The sequence below is a fragment of the Streptomyces sp. RKAG293 genome (assembly GCF_023701745.1).
GTDB lineage: Bacteria > Actinomycetota > Actinomycetes > Streptomycetales > Streptomycetaceae > Actinacidiphila.
The window spans coordinates 5961696-5978831 of the sequence record NZ_JAJOZB010000001.1; the positions used below are offsets into that span (position 1 = coordinate 5961696).

Sequence of the window (17136 nt, forward strand, 5' to 3'; positions counted from 1 at the left end):
GGGGAGAGTTCCCAGGACGTCGAAAACATCCGCTCGGGAGTCGTACGCTTGCTCGATGCTTGAAGGACCGAGAGCGCGACGGCGCGTACGCATGGCGCTGGGGCTCGCACTGCTGACCCTCAGCGCCGCCTGTGGATCCGGCTCGACGCCGTCGCCCGAGGTACTCGCGCCGGTGTCCGGCGCGCCCACCGCACAGGTGGACGGCCTGCCGGAGGGTTCGGTGGCGCCGGAGGCGACGGCACCGGCCGCACCGGGGACGATCACTCTCGCGTTCGGCGGTGATGTGCACTTCACGGAGCGTACGCAGCCCCGGCTGGTCAACGGGATGACGGAGCCGGCGATCGGTCCGCTCTCCAAGACCCTCGCGGCGGCCGACTTCTCCATGGTCAACCTGGAGACGGCGATCACCACGCGGGGCACCCCGCAGCCCAAGACGTACCACTTCAGGACGCCCGCCACCGCGCTCGACGTCCTCAAGAAGTCGGGCGTGGACGCGGTCTCGATGGCGAACAACCACGCCGTCGACTACGGCGCGCAGGGGCTGACGGACACCCTCGATGCGGTCAAGGACGCGCCGATCCCGGTCGTCGGCATCGGTGCGAACGAGGCCCAGGCCTACCGTCCGTATCTGAAGACGATCCGCGGGGTGAAGCTCGCCGTCCTCGCGGCCAGCCAGGTGCAGGACATCACCAACCAGAACTGGCGCGCCACGGCGACCAAGCCGGGCATCGCCTCGGCGCTGGAGCAGACCAAGCTGGTGGCGGCGGTCAAGGCGGCGAAGAAGAAGGCCGACGTCGTGGTCGTCTATCTGCACTGGGGCACCGAGGGGCAGTCCTGCCCGGGGCCCGAGCAGAAGTCCATCGCGGCGAAGCTGGCGGCGGCCGGGGCCACCGCGGTCGTCGGCACGCACGCGCACGTGATGCTGGGCTCCGGGATGCTGCGGCAGACCTATGTCGCCTACGGCATGGGCAATCTGCTCTGGTACGGCACCTCGCCCTACCCGAACTCCAACGACACCGGCGTCACCACCCTGACCATCGCCAAGGGCAAGGTCGCGGGCGAGCGCTTCACGCCGGCCTTCGTCGACAACCGCGGTGTGCCCATGCCCCAGGAGGACGCCGGGGCGAAACGCATCAACGACCGCCGCGCCGGGCTGCGCGGCTGCACGGGATTGTCAGCGGCGCCGAAGAAGTAGGAACCGCCGCGCTGTCACCGGCATCTATCACTGCAGATGTGCGGGGGTTTGGCTGTGTGTTCAGTCCTGCCGTGCTGCGACGCGACGAGAGAAGGGGACTCAACCCATGGCGCGACTCACCGCGAGCCAGCGGAACATAGCGATAACCGTGGCCTCGGTCATCGCCCTGATAGCCGCGATAGCCGGCGCCCTGGCGGTGTCCGGATACAACAAGGCACAGGCCGAGGCGAAGGAATCCAAGCCCGCGGTGGACGCGAAGCCCGCCCGGCCGGTGCCGATCGAGATCGTGCACATGCCGGAGAGCGGCGGCAAGGCCGTCAACATCACCATCGACGACGGCCCCGACCCCACCTGGACGCCGAGGGTGCTCGAGGTGCTGAAGCAGAACGATGTGAAGGCCGTCTTCTGCGTGATCGGTCCGCAGGCGAAGGCCCACCCCGACCTCATCCGGCAGATCGTGGCGGCCGGCCACCGGCTCTGTGACCACTCCATGACCCACGACACGGGCATGGACAAGAAGCCCGAGGCGTACCAGAGCCAGGAGATCCTCGACGCGCAGCGGATGATCGAGGAGGCCTCCGGCGGTGTGAAGGTGCAGTACTGGCGGGCCCCGGGCGGTGCGTTCACCCCCTTCAACCGCAAGCTCGCCGCGGCGCACGGAATGCGCCCGCTGGGCTGGAACGTGGACTCCAAGGACTTCGAGAAGCCCGGTGTCAGCACCATCGTGAGCACCGTCAAGAAGGAGGTGGCGGGCGGCCCGACCCTCCTCTTCCACGACGGTGGCGGCAAGCGCGACCAGACGGTCGCGGCCCTGGAGAAGGTGCTCCCGTGGCTGAAGCAGCAGGGCTACGCGTTCAGCTTCCCGAAGGTCTACTAGGCCCAGGCGCCCTGTTCGCCGGTGGCGCCGGTCAGCCCAGGACGGCCCGCATGACGTCGCGGGCGATGGGGGCCGCGCTGCCGCCGCCGGAGATGTCGGCACGGACCGCCTCGGCGTCCTCGACGACGACGGCCACCGCGACGGCCGGCTGGCCGGCGGCGGATTTGGCGTAGGAGATGAACCAGGCATAGGGCATGCCCTTGTTGCCGACTCCGTGCTGCGCGGTGCCGGTCTTGCCGCCGACCGTGATGCCGGGGATCGCCGCGTTGGTGCCGGTGCCCTTGGTGACGACGGCCTCCATCATCTGCTGGAGCCGCACGGCGGTGCCGGAGCTGACGGCCTGGTGCAGGGGGCGGCCGGCGGCAGCGGCGACCGTGACGCCGTTGGAGTTGGTGATCCGGTCCACGAGGTACGGGGACATCAGCTCGCCGCCGTTGACGACCGCCGCCGCGACCATCGCCATCTGCAGCGGTGTCGCGGTGGTGTCGAACTGGCCGATGGAGGACAGGGCGACCTGGTCGGGGCCCATCCTGGTGTCGAAGTTGCTCGGTGCGACGCTCGGCGGGATCCGCAGCCGGCGGTCGTTGAAGCCGAACGCCTGCGCCTGCTGCACCATCCCCTTCAGCCCGACGTCCACGCCGAGCTTCGCGAAGACGGTGTTGCACGAGACGGTGAAGGCGACGAGCAGGCTGGCGTCGGCGCAGCCCGCCGCCTCGTTCTCCAGCTGGGTGGTGGTGCCGGGCAGCGTGTAGGGCTCGGGGGTCTTCGTCGGGGCCTTCGGATCGGCGACCTTGCCGCTCTCCAGGGCCGCGGCGGCGGTGACGACCTTGAAGGTGGAACCCGGCGGGTACGTCTGGCGGATCGCCCGGTCCAGCATCGGCTGCTCGGGATCGGCGGTGAGCCGGGCCCACTCGGCGTTGACGTCGCGGCCGGTCCCCGCGATCCCCGAGGGGTCGTAGGAGGGCGTGGAGACCAGCGCCAGGACCCGCCCGGTGGCCGGGTCGAGCGCCGCGACGGCGCCCGTGCGGTCGCCGAGCCCGGTGAAGGCGGCCTCCTGGGCGGCCGGGTTGATCGTGGTGTGGACGTCGCCGCCCTTCTGCCGGGCGCGGGTGATCTCGTTCCACAGCGGGAGCGAGGCCAGCTGCGGGTCGGTGCCGGACAGCACGGCGTCCTCGGTGCCCTCCAGCATCCTCGTGCCGTACAGCTGCGACACATAGCCCGTGACGGGCGCGTACAGCGGCCCCTGGGTGTAGGTGCGCAGATACGTCAGCTGGTCGTCGGTCGCGAGCGAGCCGGTGACGGACCTCCCCGCGACGAGGATGTCGCCGCGCGGCTGGTCGTAGCGGGCGATCAGCGCGCGGCGGTTGGCCGGATTGGCGTTGAACGAGTCGGCCTGGAAGATCTGCACCCGGCTGGTGTTGATCAGCAGCGCGACCAGCAGGACCAGACAGCAGGCGGCGGCCCGCCGGATGTAGCGGATCACCAGGCACCCGCGTCCGGCAGCGGGCGGCGCGCGCTGTCGCTGAGCCGGATCAGCAGCGCGACGATGATCCAGTTGGTGACGACGGACGAACCGCCCTGGGCGAGGAACGGCATCGCCATGCCGGTCAGCGGGATCAGGTCCATCACCCCGCCCGCGATCACGAAGACCTGCAGGGCCAGGATCGAGGCGAGGCCGATCGCCAGCAGCCGGCCGAACGGGTCGCGCAGCGCCAGCCCCGCGCGGTAGCCGCGGGCCACCAGCAGCGCGTAGAGCACCAGGAGCACGGTCAGTCCCGCCATGCCCAGCTCCTCGCCGACCGTGGAGAGGATGAAGTCGGACTTGGTGGCGAAGCCGATCAGATACGAGTGGCCCTGCCCCAGGCCGGTGCCGAGCATGCCGCCCGCGCCGAAGGCGAACAGCGACTGGGCGAGCTGGTTGGGTCCGTCGCCCGCCTCGATGCTGGCGAACGGGTGCAGCCAGTCCTCCACCCGCGCGTGGACGTGCGGTTCGACCGCACCGACGGCGAAGGCGCCGAGCGCCGACAGCAGCAGCCCCACCGCGATCCAGCCGGTCCGGCCGGTCGCGACGTACAGCATCACCACGAAGAGCCCGAAGAACAGCAGCGAGGTGCCCAGGTCCCGCTCCGCGATCAGCAGGCACACGCTGAGCAGCCAGATCGTCACGATCGGGCCGAGCACCCGGCCGGTGGGCAGCTGCAGCTTCCAGAAGGTGCGGCCGGTGTACGCCAGGGCGTTGCGGTTGGTCGCGAGGTACGCGGCGAAGAACAGCGCGAGCAGGATCTTGGCGAACTCGCCCGGCTGGATCGAGAAGCCGGCGATCCGGATCCAGATCTTGGCGCCGTTGATCGCCGGGAAGGAGATCGGGACGACCATGAGGAACAGGGCGGCCGCGCAGCAGACGTACGCGTAGCGCGACAGCACCCGGTGATCGCGCAGCACCAGGACCACCGCGATGAAGAGCCCGATGCCCAGCGTCGACCAGACCAGCTGGGTGGGAGCGCCCTCGGCGCCGAGCACCGGCTCCAGATCGAGCCGGTAGATGAGGACCAGCCCGACCCCGTTGAGCAGGACGGCGATCGGGAGCAGCAGCGGGTCGGCGTAGGGGGCGCGGGCCCTGACCGCGGCATGGGCGAGCAGCGCCAGGACGCCGAGCCCCGCTCCGTACCCCGCCGCGTCGGGCGGCACGGCGCCGTTCCGGGCCAGTCCCACTTCCGCGTAGCCGTACACCGAGATGAGGACCGCACCGATCAGCAGGGAGAGCTCCACGCCGCGCCGCTTCGGCAGCAGCACGAGGGGCGGGGGAGCGTCGGTGGTCGTTGCGCTCATGGGCTGCAACGTAGCAAGCGGCGGGGCCAATGTCCCTTATGCGACCGATGGGCACCGCGAGCCCCGCTGTCGGGGCCGGGACGTAGGCTGCACGGTGTGACGCCACCCGAGGAGCTCGCCGACCTGCCCTACGCCGACCTGCTGCGCCCGCACGAGGGCGGCCTGGAGGTCGACGAGCGGTACGACACGGTGCACTTCGACCGGCTCACCTTCGAGGACGAGAAGGCCTCGGGGGTGCACTTCCTCGAGTGCGCCATCACGGACTGCGGCTTCACCGGCACCCCGCTGCGCGGCGCCCGTTTCAACGACGTCTGGGCGCACGCGACCCGCTTCACCGGCACCGCGCTCGCCGAGTCCTCCTGGCTCGACACCGCCTTCACCGCGTGCGCGCTGGCGGGCATCGAGGCGTACGGCTCGGTGCTGCGGCGCGTCGTGTTCCGCCAGTGCAAGTTCGACTCGGTGAACCTGCGGGCCACCACGCTGCACGACGTGGTCTTCGAGGACTGCGTGCTGCGGGACGTGGACCTCGGCGGCGCCAAGCTGACCGGGGTGAGCTTCCCCGGCACCCGGCTGGAGCGCGTCCACCTCGCCCGCGCCACGCTGAAGAAGACCGATCTGCGCGGCGCCACCACCCTCGAACTCGCCGACGGCCATGAATCGCTCAAGGGTGCCCTCATCACCACCCTCCAGCTCTTCGACCTGGCCCCGGCCCTCGCCCAGACCCTCGGCATCACCGTCAAGGACAAGTAGTCAAGGACAAGTAGGAGACCCCTGTGAGCCTGTACGACATCCCGCTGCGCACCCTGTCCGGCGAGCCCGCCTCGCTGGCGGACCAGCGCGGCAAGGCGCTGCTCATCGTCAACGTCGCCTCCAAGTGCGGTCTCACCCCGCAGTACGAGGGCCTGGAGCGGCTGCAGCAGCGGTACGCGGAGCGCGGCTTCACCGTGCTCGGTGTGCCCAGCAACCAGTTCGCCGGCCAGGAGCCCGGCAGCGCGGAGGAGATCCAGACCTTCTGCTCCACCAGCTACGGTGTGAGTTTCCCGCTCCTGGAGAAGGCCGACGTCAACGGCGAGGAGCGGCACCCGCTGTACGCCGAGCTGACGCAGGCGAAGGACGCCGAGGGCGAGGCCGGGGACGTGCAGTGGAACTTCGAGAAGTTCCTGATCGGCCCGGACGGCGAGGTGGCGGGCAGGTTCCGGCCGCGCACCGAGCCCGAGGCCGCTGAGCTGGTCGAAGCCATCGAAGCCGTGCTGCCCGCCTGACCTCGCAAGATCGCCCCGTGTCCCCCTAAGGGCGGGGCCACGCCATGGCGCGATCCGGCAGGTTGGAACTCATTGTCGGGGTGGTCGCTCTCCTGCTTTTCTCTTCTTACCGCCTCGGCGAGGAAGGGACAGCGGAGTGCAGGAGAGCGAATTCCGTACCGGGCATCTATGCGTGGACACGGATCCTGCGCTGTGCCTCCCCTGCCAGGAGCGGTTGGATCGGCAACTCGCCTTGCTTCCCCGGGTATATGGCGAGTTGGAGGCTGCGCTCGTTCCGGCTGTGGACGGTGGCGACCGTGTCACCGCAGGTGGCCGGCCCGGCATCCCGCTGAACGGGCCGGCTGTCGATGCGCGCGCCGACATCCGAGGCACCCTCGCCTCCTGGGCCGATCTGATAGTCGAGGGCCGCACCGTCCGCCTCCCCCTGCGGACGGTGCCGGCCCTCGCCGCATTCCTACGACGCCATCTGGCGTGGCTGGCCGTTCACCCCGCGGCCGAGGACGCCGCGGCGGAGGTCGACGCACTCGTCCGCCGCTGTATGAAGATCGCCCGGCCCCGGCTGGAGCGCCGTATCCCCGTCGGTCCCTGCATCGTGCAGTCCTGCCCCGGCCGCCTCACCGCCGTCGTCCGTGAACCCGGCTCCACGCTTCCCCCGGCTGTGGAGTGCGATACGGACCGCGCCCACGTCTGGCCGCCGGAGCGCTGGCGCGCCCTGTACCGGGGCCGGGCCTGTGACGGGGTCCCGCCCGGGCTCAGCGCCCGTGAGATCTCCTCGGCCTGGCGGATACCCGCAGGCACGGTCTACTGGCTCGCCAATGAGCACCAGTGGCGGCGTAAGCGCGACGGTCGGCAGGTCTTCTACGCCCAGGAGGACGTGCTGCGCACGCTGGGCCGCGACCGCCTCACGGGCTGAGCGCGGCGCCGGCTCCCACCGAGCGGGCACGGGCCGGAGACGGTGCGTGATCGGCCGGTGAGAACGGCTGAAAAGATTCGGTGCCGGTTGGCCGAGAACGGCCCCTCATGGCTGAAAAGGCACCCTTGTGTCGCGCCGTACTCCGCCACCCGCGTATCCACGCCTCCGAGTGGCCTTCCGGGCCGTCCTGCGAGCGCCTCCCGGGCGATATGGCTGAAAATCGCTGTTGCTCTGGCCGAAACGCGCCTGGACGCAGAAAACGCTGTACGGCCCGCGGCATAGCCGCGAACCGTACAGCGCTGTGGGGGAGGGGGGAAGGTCTGTTGTCAGGCGGTGGCCGACGCGGGAACCCACACATCCGGCGCGGCTGCCGGAACCCACACAGCCGGGTTGGCGCTCTGTGGCGTGCGCTGCGACCCCACGGCGGAGTCGTGCGTCGCGGCCATGGCGGTGGCGCCGACTGAAGAAAGGGCGAGCACCAGGGCTGCGACCGCTGTGACCTTGGTCAGGTGCTGCATGCTCGACATCGTGATCCTTGTCTGGGAAGGCAGGAAGTTGCTCACGGGTTCGGGATGCCCTTGTAGCAATGCCAGGGTGCCAAAAATGGACGGCAAGTGGCCAGTTAGGGCAGGTGCGTAAGTGCGCAATGGCGCGAATCGGAAGGTCATGAGGTCAGATGAACCCATGAGTCACGGCGAGTACCCCGGCCTGGAACCGGCTCTCGGCCTGCAGGTATCTCATGACCTCGGAGACCAGGCGGCTCACCGTACGGAGTGAGATGCCCAGTTTCCTGGCGATCCGCTCATCGGTGAGTCCGTTGGCCAGGAGACGCATGGCGGTGCGGTGCTGCTCGGTCAGCTCGCTCGCGGAGTCGAACCGGTCAGCCACTTTGGTCGAGTACGGCACCGAGCGCAACCAGCAGTCCTCGTAGAGGGCGCTGTAGGTGCGGACCAGAGCCGTACCGCGGACGAGGAGCGCGGCCTCCGACGGGTTGTCGGGGTTGGCCGCGAGCATCGCGGTGTGCATGTCGCCGATGCTCAGGTCCAGCGGGACCTGGGGCGCCAGCCGTACCTCCACACCCGCGGAGGCCAGTTCGGAGAGGTACTTGCGCTGCCGGGGCGCCGAATTGATGCCCTGGGTGTAGATCGCCTGTACCCGGATACCGCGTTTGACCATGTCGGCGTCGCCCTGGAGGGACTCGGCCAGTACCTCGGCCGGCGGCAGCGGCCCCGGATGCATGGAGCGCGAGCGGGTGGTGAGGGTGGCGTAGTAGTCGCCGACCATCTGCCGCTTGCGGCCGTCGCCGGTGATGATCTCCACCTCGACCTTGGCCGCGTCCCGCTGTACGGCGGGCCGGTAGCGCTCCATCAGGGACTCCGACGCTCTGACGATCGCCGTGAGCTCTTCACGCTGCGCCTGCAGTGCGGCCCGCTGCCGGTCCAGCAGGCTGATCAGCGCGGTGTCCGGATCCACCGGGTCGACCTCCTCCGGGCTGCGTCCGGCGCGAATCAGCCCCAGTTCACGGAGCTCCGCCCAGCCGACCGCCGCCTCGGTGGCGGTGAGACCCAGTCGTGCCGCGGCCGTCGCCGGCGGGCACGACCCCTGATCACGCAATGCCTGGTACAGGGCAAGACCGACATCGTCGGATTCCGCCGCCCCACCTCGAACAGTCACAGCCATGGCTACCCCCTCACCCAGAGGCGACTTTAGCAACGGTTGTGCCATATGCCAGCGGCCCGCTGTGCGGAGATGGCCGGTCATCGCGGTCGCGGATCGCCGCCGGGCGGCCGTGGCCGGGCCCCGCGGATGAGGGTGGTCGAACGCTGTCCGGAATGCCGGGCTGTGCACGGGCCCCTCCAGGGGCTGCCGGGGTTCGCTCCGCACGATCGGTGACGCACGTCACCCACCTGAATTCCATCCTCTTGGCCGCTGGTCGGCCGTGTCAACCGGTTCGCGCAACCGCTGCTTTAGCCGTTCGACCGATCCTCCAACGACATGTGCGGGACCCGTTCCACGCCGGTCCGTCAGTGGACCGGTGGCTGCGCCGCGAGGGGATGTCGAGGGGATGTCATTGTCAGGCTTCGCCACTTTCACCGAGCTTGTCCTGGAACGGGCCGCGGAGCTCGCCGACGCGGACGCCCATGTCTTCCTCCGGGACGCGGGACCGGCCATGGCGGCCGAGCATCTGACCTACGGGGAGCTGGACCGGGAAGCGCGGCGGATCGCCTCCGTCCTGCAGCTGCACGGCGTGGAGGGGCAGCCGGTGCTGCTCCTGTACCCGACGACGGCCGAGTTCCTGAAGGCGTTCATCGGCTGCCTGTACGCCGGAGCGGTGGCCGTGCCGGCGCCGCTGCCCGGTGACGCCGGCCAGGAGAAGCGGCTGAGCCGTACCTCGGCGGTGATCCGGGACTCCGGAGCGAAGCTGGTGCTCACGGACCGGGCCAACGCGCCGGACATCGCGCTGTGGCTCTCCCGGGCCCGCCGCGAGGACGTGGTCTGCCTGGCCACGGACAACACCGGCTTCGGCGACCCGGCCGCCTGGCAGCCCGTCGCGGCCCGCCCCGACGACCTGGCGTTCCTGCAGTACACCTCGGGCTCGGTCTCCGACCCGCGCGGCGTCATGGTCTCGCACCGCAACCTGATGGCCAACGAGGCGGCCATCGGCCGGTCCCTGGGCACCACGCCGGAGGACCGGTTCGGCGGCTGGCTGCCGCACTTCCACGACATGGGCTTCATCGCCCATCTGCTGCACCCGCTGTGGCTGGGCAGCTCCTCCGTGCAGATGTCGCCGACCTCCTTCATCAAGCGGCCGGTGCGCTGGCTGCAGGCGATCGACGAGTACGGCGTGACCGCGGGCGGCGGACCCAACTTCTGCTTCGAGCTGTGCCTGCGCCGCGTCACCGACGAGCAGATCGAGGCGCTCGACCTGTCCCGCTGGCGGCTCGCGCTCAACGGCGCCGAGCCGGTCCGCGCGGACACCCTCAAGGCGTTCGCCGAGCGCTTCGCCCCCGCCGGGCTGCGGCCCCAGGCGCTGTACCCCTGCTACGGGCTGGCCGAGGCGACCCTCATCGTGTCCGGGGGCGTCCCCGACGCCCCGTTCACCGAGAAGCAGGCGGACACCAAGGCCCTGGAGCGCGACCAGCTGGCGGCGGCCGAGCCCGGCAGGCCGCAGCGGACCCTCGTCAGCAGCGGGCACGTCACCGACTTCGACGTACGGATCGTGGACCCGGCCGGCTACCGGGAGCTGCCGGCCGGCGCCGTCGGCGAGATCTGGCTGCGCGGCGACAGCGTCGCCCAGGGCTACTGGCAGCGGCCGGAGGAGTCCGACGCGACCTTCCACGGCACCCTGAACGACGGCGAGACCGGGTTCCTGCGCACCGGGGACCTGGGCGTGCTGGAGGACGGTGAGCTGTTCGTCACCGGCCGCCTCAAGGAAGTGATCATCATCAACGGGCGGAACGTGTATCCGCAGGACGTCGAGTTCGCGGTGCGCGCCATCAGCCCGGCGCTCGCCCACGGCGCCGGAGCGGCCTTCAGCGTCGAGGCCGGGCGCGAGCAGCTGGTGGTGGTGCAGGAGGTCAAGGGCGAGGGCGCGAGCGCGGCGAGCCTGCGGGCGCTGGCCCAGCAGGTGCAGGCGATGATCGGCCAGGACTTCAACATCCCGGCGGGCAACGTCCTGCTGGTCCGGCCGGGAACGGTCCGCAGGACCACCAGCGGCAAGGTGCAGCGCACCCTGATGCGGCAGCTCTTCCTCGACGGTGAACTGCGCGGCGAGTACGAGGCGCTGGACCCGGCCGTGCACGCCGTGGTGCGGGCCCGCGACACCCTGCTCGGCGAGGACCTGCTGCAACCGGAACCGGCCGGCGGGAGAGGCAGGCCGTGGTGACCAGGCCCGCGACCGGCGGTCCCGCCGCCCTCGCCGAGACGCCCGCACCGCAGCAGCGTGAGGCTGCGGTGCAGGCGCGCGTCGCCGAACTGGAGGCGCTGCTCGGCGACCCCACCGACCCCGGCAACCCCTGCGGCTACCAGGCGGTGCTGAACGCCGACCGGGCCGCGGTGCCGTTCAGCCGGGGCGAGGGGCTGCTCGACGACTTCGGGATGAACCGGGAGTTCGTCCCCAGCAGGCTCGGCGGCCGGCTGGACTCCATCGACACCCTGGTCCGCGTCATGCGCCCGGTCTTCCGCCGGGACGTCGGGCTCGGCATGAGCTACGGGATGATGTCGTACATGGCCGCCTCCGACGTCTGGATGGCGGGCAGCGACGAGCAGCAGGAGTGGCTCGCCGGCTCGATGCTGCGCGGCGCGAAGGCGGCCATCGCGCAGCACGAGACGGCGCACAGCAACCAGCTGGTCCGCAGCCAGGTCGCGGCGCGGCGGGCGGACGGCGGCGGGTTCCTGCTCAGCGGCGGCAAGCCGGTGATCAACAACCTGGCCCGGTCGGAAGCCCTGGTGCTGTTCTGCCGCACCGATCCGGCGCCCGGCAGCCGCAGCCACTCGGTGCTGCTGCTGAACCCCGGTGAGCTGCCCGCGGACCGCTCCAGGATCGTGCCGCACCAGATGCCGGTCGGACTGCGCGGCAACGCCTTCGCCGGGCTGGAGTTCGACGACTGCCCGGTGCCGGAGTCCGCGCTGCTCGGGCCGGTCGGCAGCGGTATCGAAACGGCGCTGCGGTCCTTCCAGATCAGCCGTACCGTGATCGCCGCGACCGCGCTCGCGGCCGTGGACACCAGCCTGCGCACGGCGGTCCGCTTCGACCACGAGCACCGCGGCGGCGGCTGGGGCGGCGCCCGTTCCGACTCGCAGCGCACCGACGCCGCCGCGACCGGGGCCTTCGTCAACCTGCTGCTGTACGACAGCCTGGCGCTCGTCGCGATGCGCGCGATCCATCTGCTGCCGACGCAGACCAGTGTGTACTCGGCGGCGCTGAAGTACCTGCTGCCGCGGATCCTCACCGAGACGATGTACGACCTGTCGATCGTGCTCGGCGCCGGGTTCTACACCCGCGAAGGCACGCTGGGCATCTTCCAGAAGCACGTCAGGGACGTGCCGGTGCTCAGCCTCGGGCACGCCGGCTCGGTCGCCTGCCAGGCCACCGTCATCCCGCAGCTGCACCGGCTGGCGCGGCAGTCCTGGTTCACCGAGGACGACGCGCCCGCCGGGCTGTTCCGGCCGCGCGCCGAACTGCCGCCGCTGCGCACCGAGTCGCTCAGCCTGGCCTGCGGCCGCGACAGCCTCAGCGCGTCGCTGCTGTCGGTCGCCGCCGCGATCCCGGGCCGCAGCCCGGTGGAGCGGGCGCTGCGCGGGTTGGCCGGGCAGCTGGTGGAGGAGTTCCGCGATCTGCGCGACCGGGTCCTGGCCCTGGAGCCCGCGGACCGCACCACCCCGGTGGGCCCTGCCTCGTTCGCCCTGATGGACCGGTACGCGCTGCTGCTCGCTGCGTCCGCCGTGCTGGGGGTGTGGCGGCACAACCAGGACGGCTCCGACCCGTTCCTGGCCGACCCGGCCTGGGCGGCCGCGGCCCTGCACCGCATCGCGCGGCGGCTGGGCGCCAAGGTCCCCGATCTGCCGGGGGAGTGCGAGACCCGGCTCCGGCACGAAGTCCACGTCCGTTTCAGCGCCCAGCGCAGCTACGACCTCTACAACACTCCCATTCCCGGCTGACGGTTCATGGGCCTGACGCGTACCCAAGGAGTCCAGCGATGACCGCTCCGACGACCCGGCACAGTGCTGTGCTCGCCGACAACCTGCACCGTGGCTGGTTGCTCGACCGGCTCGCGCTCTACCTCAACCGGCCGGCCGACAGCATCGACCCGACGGTGCCGCTGGCCGAGTTCGGCATGGACTCGGTGGCCGCGCTGAGCCTGTGCGGCGACCTGGAGGACCAGTTCGGGCTGTACGTGGAGCCCACGCTGCTCTGGGACCACCCGACGGTCCAGAGCCTCGTCGGGTACATGGCAGTGGAGATCCCACGGGTCGCGGAGGGCAACCGCTGATGGACTCCATCGCCATCGTCGGGCTCGACTGCGCGTTCCCCGGAGCGCCGGGCGGCGACGCGTACTGGGACCTGCTGATGCGCGGCGGCGACGCCGTCGGCGACATTCCCGAGCAGCGCTGGAACCCCCGCGACTACGCCTCGCGGGAGCCCGGCGGCGTGCACTCGGAGATGACGCGCGGCGGCTTCATCGACGACGCGGACGCCTTCGACAACGACTTCTTCTCGGTGGCGCCGCGCGAGGCCGCCGCGATGGACCCGCAGCACCGGCTGCTGCTGCAGTGCGCCTGGCGCGCCCTGGAGGACTCCGGGCGGGCCCCGGGCGCGCTGGCCGGCACGGACGCCGGTGTCTTCGTCGGGGTGATGGGCGGTGAGTGGGGCCGGCTGCGGATGGGCGACCACACGGAGATCACCCCGCAGCTGGGCGCGGGCAGCAGCGCGGGGATGACCGCCAACCGGATCTCGTACCACCTGAACCTCACCGGGCCGAGCCTCGCGGTCGACACCGCCTGCTCCTCATCGCTGGTCGCCGTGCACCTGGCTGCCAACGCGCTGCTGTCCGGCGAGTGCGACACGGCGCTGGCCGGCGGGGTGAACCTGGTGCTGTCCCCGGCGCTCGGCATCGTCTACACCCAGCTCGGGCTGGCCTCGTCCGACGGCCGCTGCCGTCCGTTCAGCGCGGACGCCGACGGCATCGCGCGCAGTGACGGCGTCGGCCTGGTCGTGCTGCGCAGGACCGCGGACGCGCTCGCCGACGGGCAGCGGATCTACGCGGTGATCCGCGGCACCGCCGTGAACCAGGACGGCCGCAGCAACGGCGTCACCGCCCCCAACCGCTGGTCGCAGCAGAAGGTCGTCGAGGCCGCGTACCGGCGGGCCGGCGTCACCCCGGAGCAGGTCTCGTTCATCGAGGCGCACGGCACCGGCACGGTGCTGGGCGACGCCATCGAATGCGCTGCGCTGGGCACGGTGCACGGTGTGGAGCGCGCCGAACCGTGCGCGATCGGCTCCGTGAAGGGCAACCTCGGGCACACCGAGGGCGCGGCCGGCATCGCGGGGCTGATCAAGGCGGCGCTGGCGCTGCACCACCGGATCGTGCCGGCCAGCCGCTTCGCGGACCGCGAGAACCCGCAGCTGCGGCTCGCGGAGCGCGGGCTGCGGCTGCTGAAGTCGCCGCTGCGGCTGCCGCCCGGCGAGGCCGTGGCCGGGGTGAGCAGCTTCGGGATGGGCGGCACCAACGCGCACGCGGTGCTCGCCACCGCGCCCCGGACCAGGAACAAGGCCGCCGAGTCCGCCGTCCGGCGGGACACGGCCGGCGGCGCGGCCGGTGTCTTCACCCTCACCGGCGACACCCCGGAGGCGCTGCGCCGCAATCTCGCGGACCAGGCGGAGGCCGTCGCGAAGCGGCCGCGCGGCGAGGCGGCGGCGCTGTGCTGGAACAGCAACCGGATCAAGACCGGGCTGCCGTTCCGCTTCGCCCTCACCGCCCGCGACACCGCGGAACTCGCCGCGGGGCTGCGGCAGGCCGCCGGGCAGGACCAGCCGGCCGGGGTCGCGCACCGGCCGTGGAGCCGTCCCGTGGTGGCGTTCCTCTTCACCGGCCAGGGCAGCCAGTTCCCGGCCATGACCGCCGGGCTCCACCGTGACTCCGCCGTGTACCGGCACTTTCTCGACGAGGCCGACGCGGCTCTCGCCCCGCACACCGGAGGCTCCGTCCGCGATCTGATCCTGGGTGGTGAGCAGCGCATTCACGAGACCGGCAACGCGCAGCCCGCCCTGTTCGCGGTCGGCTACGCCCTGGCCCGTACCCTCACCGAACTCGGCGTCCGGCCCGCCGCCGTGCTCGGCCACAGCATCGGCGAGTACCCGGCGGCGGTGCTCGCCGGGGTGCTGAGCCTGGACGAGGCGGCCCGGCTGGTGGCCGTCCGCGGCGCGCTGATGCAGGAACTGCCCGCGGGCGGCGGCATGCTGGCGGTCAACGCGAGCCCCGCCGAGCTGCGGAGCCTGCTCGACGACGAGCCTCAGGTCGGCCTCGGCGCGGTCAACGGGCCCGCCGACGTGGTGCTGTCCGGCGCCGTGCGGGCGCTGGAGCGGATCGCGGAGATCCTGCGCTCGCGGGGGGTGCGGACCCGGGCCGTACCGGTCTCGCACGCCTTCCACTCGCCGCTGATGGCCCCGGCGCTGACCCGGTTCGCGGAGACGGCCGGCACCGTCGCCGCCGCGCCGCCGCAGGTGCCGCTGGCCTCCACCCGTTACGGCCGGATGCTGCGTGACGAGCCGATGGACGGTGCGTACTGGACCGGCCAGGCGGCCGAGCCGGTGCTGTTCTCGTCCGCGCTGGGCGCGCTCAACGAGGCGCTGGCCCCCACGCATCTGATCGAGATCGGCCCCAAGCCGCAGCTGCTGCCGCTGGCGGGACGGGCCGGGCTGCGCGGGGACATCGGGTTCCTGCACCTGGCGCCGGGCGCCGAGGCGTCCGGCCGGGACCTGGCCGAGCTGGTCGCCGCGCTCTACCGGGCCGGGCTGGACCCGGAGTGGGACGCGCTCTACGCACCGCGGCAGCGCACGGCCGAACGGCTGCGGCCCTATGTGTTCTCCGACCGGCACCGCTTCTGGAACCGGCCGGCCGAGCCGTCGGAGAAGACCACCAGGAGCGATCGGACCCCCGTACGCCGGGTGGAGCCCGCGCTCGCGCTGGGCCCCCGGCCGCGCTCCCGACCGAGTTCGCCGAGCCCGCGGACACCCCGCCCGCCCGGCTGGACGCGCTGTCGCAGGAACGGGACCCGGTGCTGGCCGCCGTCGTCGAGGCGGTCGCGGAGGTCGGCGGCTATCCGCTGGAGCAGGTGGTGGCCGCGGCACGCTTCTACGAGGACCTGGGATTCGACTCGGTGATGATCATGCAGCTCAAGGACCGGATCGAGGCGCGGCTGTCGAGCGCCGGCGAGATCTCCGTCCAGCAACTCCTGCCCGCGCTGCGGTCCGTGGGCTCGCTGGCGGAGTTCCTGACCGAGTGCGTCAGCGTGCGTACGCCATGACCGGGACGACGGCGTACCTCGCCTCCACCGGTACAGCGCTGCCCGGAACGCCGGTGGACAACAGCACCCTGGGGAAGCTGCTCAGCGTGAGCGAGGAGTGGATCGACATCTTCGTCGGCACCAGGACCCGGCACTTCGCCTGGGACCTGGCGACCGGCGAGGTCCACCAGAGCCTCACCGACCTGTGCGCGGAGGCCGGGGACCTGGCCATCGCCGGTGCCGGTCTCGACCCCTCCGACATCGAGTTCCTCGTCCTCGCCACCGCGACCCCCGACACCCTGCTGCCGACCACCGCCGCCCGGGTCGCCGACCGGCTCGGGCTCAACTACCTGCCCGCGTACCAGCTCCAGGCCGGCTGCTCCGGCGCGGTGCAGGCCATCGACCTGGGACGTTCGCTGATCGCGGGCGGCAGCGGCGCGGGGCTGGTGATCGGCGGGGACGTCACCAACCGCCATCTCGACCTGCGCCGTGACCTGAGCCGGATGCCCACCGAGGAGCTGGTGAACTACGTGCTGTTCGGGGACGGCGCGGGCGCCGCCGTCCTCACCGCGGAGCCGGCCGGTGAACGGGTCGCGCTGCGCGGGGTGCTCAACCGCTTCGCCGGGCTCGGCCGGCCGCCCGGCCAGATCATCGACTGGTACGGGATCACCGACCGGCACACCGAACGCCAGATGATCTCCGAGGACTACAAGGAGATCGAGGAGAGCGTCCCCGTCATGGCCGTGGAGATCCTCTGGGACCTCCTGGGCCTGCTGGACTGGGGCGTCGGCGACCTCGACTTCCTGCTGCCGCCGCAGCTGTCCACCCGGATGACCCAGCGCATCGTGGAGCACCTGGCGGTGCCGGGCGCCCGCGAGATCAGCTGTGTCTCCGACACCGGCAACACCGGCAACGCCCTGCCCTTCCAGCAGATCGAACGACTGCTGCCCGAACTGCGGGTCGGCCAGCGGGCGCTCGCCATCGCGGTGGAGTCCAGCAAGTGGATCAAGACCGGGCTCGCTCTGGAGAAGGTCTGAGAAGGTCGGAGAAGGAC

Annotated in this window: 15 protein-coding genes; 11 read left to right on the forward strand and 4 right to left on the reverse strand. The window is 71.6% G+C overall.

Features of this window, described 5'->3' with window-relative positions:
- Positions 1-55: 55 nt before the first annotated feature.
- Both LNW72_RS26755 and LNW72_RS26760 read left to right on the forward strand, forming a co-directional pair.
- The gene (locus tag LNW72_RS26755; protein ID WP_250977683.1) at positions 56-1195 is read left to right on the forward strand and encodes a CapA family protein; all 1140 of its coding nucleotides are present in this window, start codon (positions 56-58) and stop codon (positions 1193-1195) included.
- Positions 1196-1301: 106 nt separating this feature from the next.
- On the forward strand, positions 1302-2072 hold the full coding sequence (locus LNW72_RS26760) for a polysaccharide deacetylase family protein (protein ID WP_250977684.1): 771 nt from the start codon (positions 1302-1304) through the stop codon (positions 2070-2072).
- A gap of 31 nt (positions 2073-2103) precedes the next feature.
- Here the strand turns inward: LNW72_RS26760 and LNW72_RS26765 are convergent, their stop codons facing one another.
- The gene (locus LNW72_RS26765) at positions 2104-3555 is read right to left on the reverse strand and encodes a penicillin-binding transpeptidase domain-containing protein (RefSeq protein WP_250977685.1); all 1452 of its coding nucleotides are present in this window, start codon (positions 3553-3555) and stop codon (positions 2104-2106) included.
- On the reverse strand, positions 3552-4901 hold the full coding sequence (locus LNW72_RS26770; RefSeq protein WP_250977686.1) for an FtsW/RodA/SpoVE family cell cycle protein: 1350 nt from the start codon (positions 4899-4901) through the stop codon (positions 3552-3554). Before LNW72_RS26770 ends, LNW72_RS26765 begins: the two co-directional genes overlap by 4 nt.
- A gap of 96 nt (positions 4902-4997) precedes the next feature.
- On the opposite strand from LNW72_RS26770, the gene LNW72_RS26775 reads away from it, so the two are divergent.
- The 3 genes from LNW72_RS26775 (at position 4998) to LNW72_RS26785 (ending at position 7076) form a co-directional block, all read left to right on the forward strand.
- On the forward strand, positions 4998-5651 hold the full coding sequence (locus LNW72_RS26775) for a pentapeptide repeat-containing protein (protein WP_250977687.1): 654 nt from the start codon (positions 4998-5000) through the stop codon (positions 5649-5651).
- A gap of 23 nt (positions 5652-5674) precedes the next feature.
- A complete protein-coding gene (locus LNW72_RS26780; RefSeq protein WP_250977688.1) occupies positions 5675-6163 on the forward strand; it encodes a glutathione peroxidase in 489 nt (162 codons plus the stop codon).
- A 280-nt stretch (positions 6164-6443) separates the two neighbouring features.
- Positions 6444-7076, forward strand: coding sequence for a hypothetical protein (locus LNW72_RS26785; RefSeq protein WP_250977689.1), 633 nt, complete (start codon positions 6444-6446; stop codon positions 7074-7076).
- Positions 7077-7402: 326 nt separating this feature from the next.
- Here the strand turns inward: LNW72_RS26785 and LNW72_RS26790 are convergent, their stop codons facing one another.
- Positions 7403-7594, reverse strand: a complete 192-nt coding sequence (locus LNW72_RS26790) for a hypothetical protein (RefSeq protein WP_250977690.1) — start codon at positions 7592-7594, stop codon at positions 7403-7405.
- 154 nt (positions 7595-7748) lie between these two features.
- Entirely contained in the window at positions 7749-8756 is a 1008-nt protein-coding gene (locus tag LNW72_RS26795; RefSeq protein WP_250977691.1) for a LuxR C-terminal-related transcriptional regulator, read from the reverse strand.
- 385 nt (positions 8757-9141) lie between these two features.
- Here LNW72_RS26795 and LNW72_RS26800 point away from each other — a divergent pair, with 385 nt between their 5' ends.
- The 6 genes from LNW72_RS26800 to LNW72_RS26825 are packed head-to-tail and all read left to right on the forward strand — an operon-like array spanning position 9142 to position 17119.
- The gene (locus tag LNW72_RS26800; protein WP_250977692.1) at positions 9142-10962 is read left to right on the forward strand and encodes a fatty acyl-AMP ligase; all 1821 of its coding nucleotides are present in this window, start codon (positions 9142-9144) and stop codon (positions 10960-10962) included.
- On the forward strand, positions 10956-12737 hold the full coding sequence (locus LNW72_RS41750; protein ID WP_250977693.1) for an acyl-CoA dehydrogenase: 1782 nt from the start codon (positions 10956-10958) through the stop codon (positions 12735-12737). Before LNW72_RS26800 ends, LNW72_RS41750 begins: the two co-directional genes overlap by 7 nt.
- Before the next feature lie 38 nt (positions 12738-12775).
- The gene (locus tag LNW72_RS26810; RefSeq protein WP_250977694.1) at positions 12776-13069 is read left to right on the forward strand and encodes an acyl carrier protein; all 294 of its coding nucleotides are present in this window, start codon (positions 12776-12778) and stop codon (positions 13067-13069) included.
- The gene (locus tag LNW72_RS26815) at positions 13069-15960 is read left to right on the forward strand and encodes a type I polyketide synthase (protein ID WP_250977695.1); all 2892 of its coding nucleotides are present in this window, start codon (positions 13069-13071) and stop codon (positions 15958-15960) included. Before LNW72_RS26810 ends, LNW72_RS26815 begins: the two co-directional genes overlap by 1 nt.
- Positions 15915-16103, forward strand: coding sequence for a phosphopantetheine-binding protein (locus tag LNW72_RS26820; RefSeq protein WP_250977696.1), 189 nt, complete (start codon positions 15915-15917; stop codon positions 16101-16103). The genes LNW72_RS26815 and LNW72_RS26820 overlap by 46 nt, the downstream gene beginning before the upstream one ends.
- On the forward strand, positions 16100-17119 hold the full coding sequence (locus LNW72_RS26825) for a 3-oxoacyl-ACP synthase III family protein (protein WP_250977697.1): 1020 nt from the start codon (positions 16100-16102) through the stop codon (positions 17117-17119). Before LNW72_RS26820 ends, LNW72_RS26825 begins: the two co-directional genes overlap by 4 nt.
- The last annotated feature ends 17 nt before the right edge of the window (positions 17120-17136 follow it).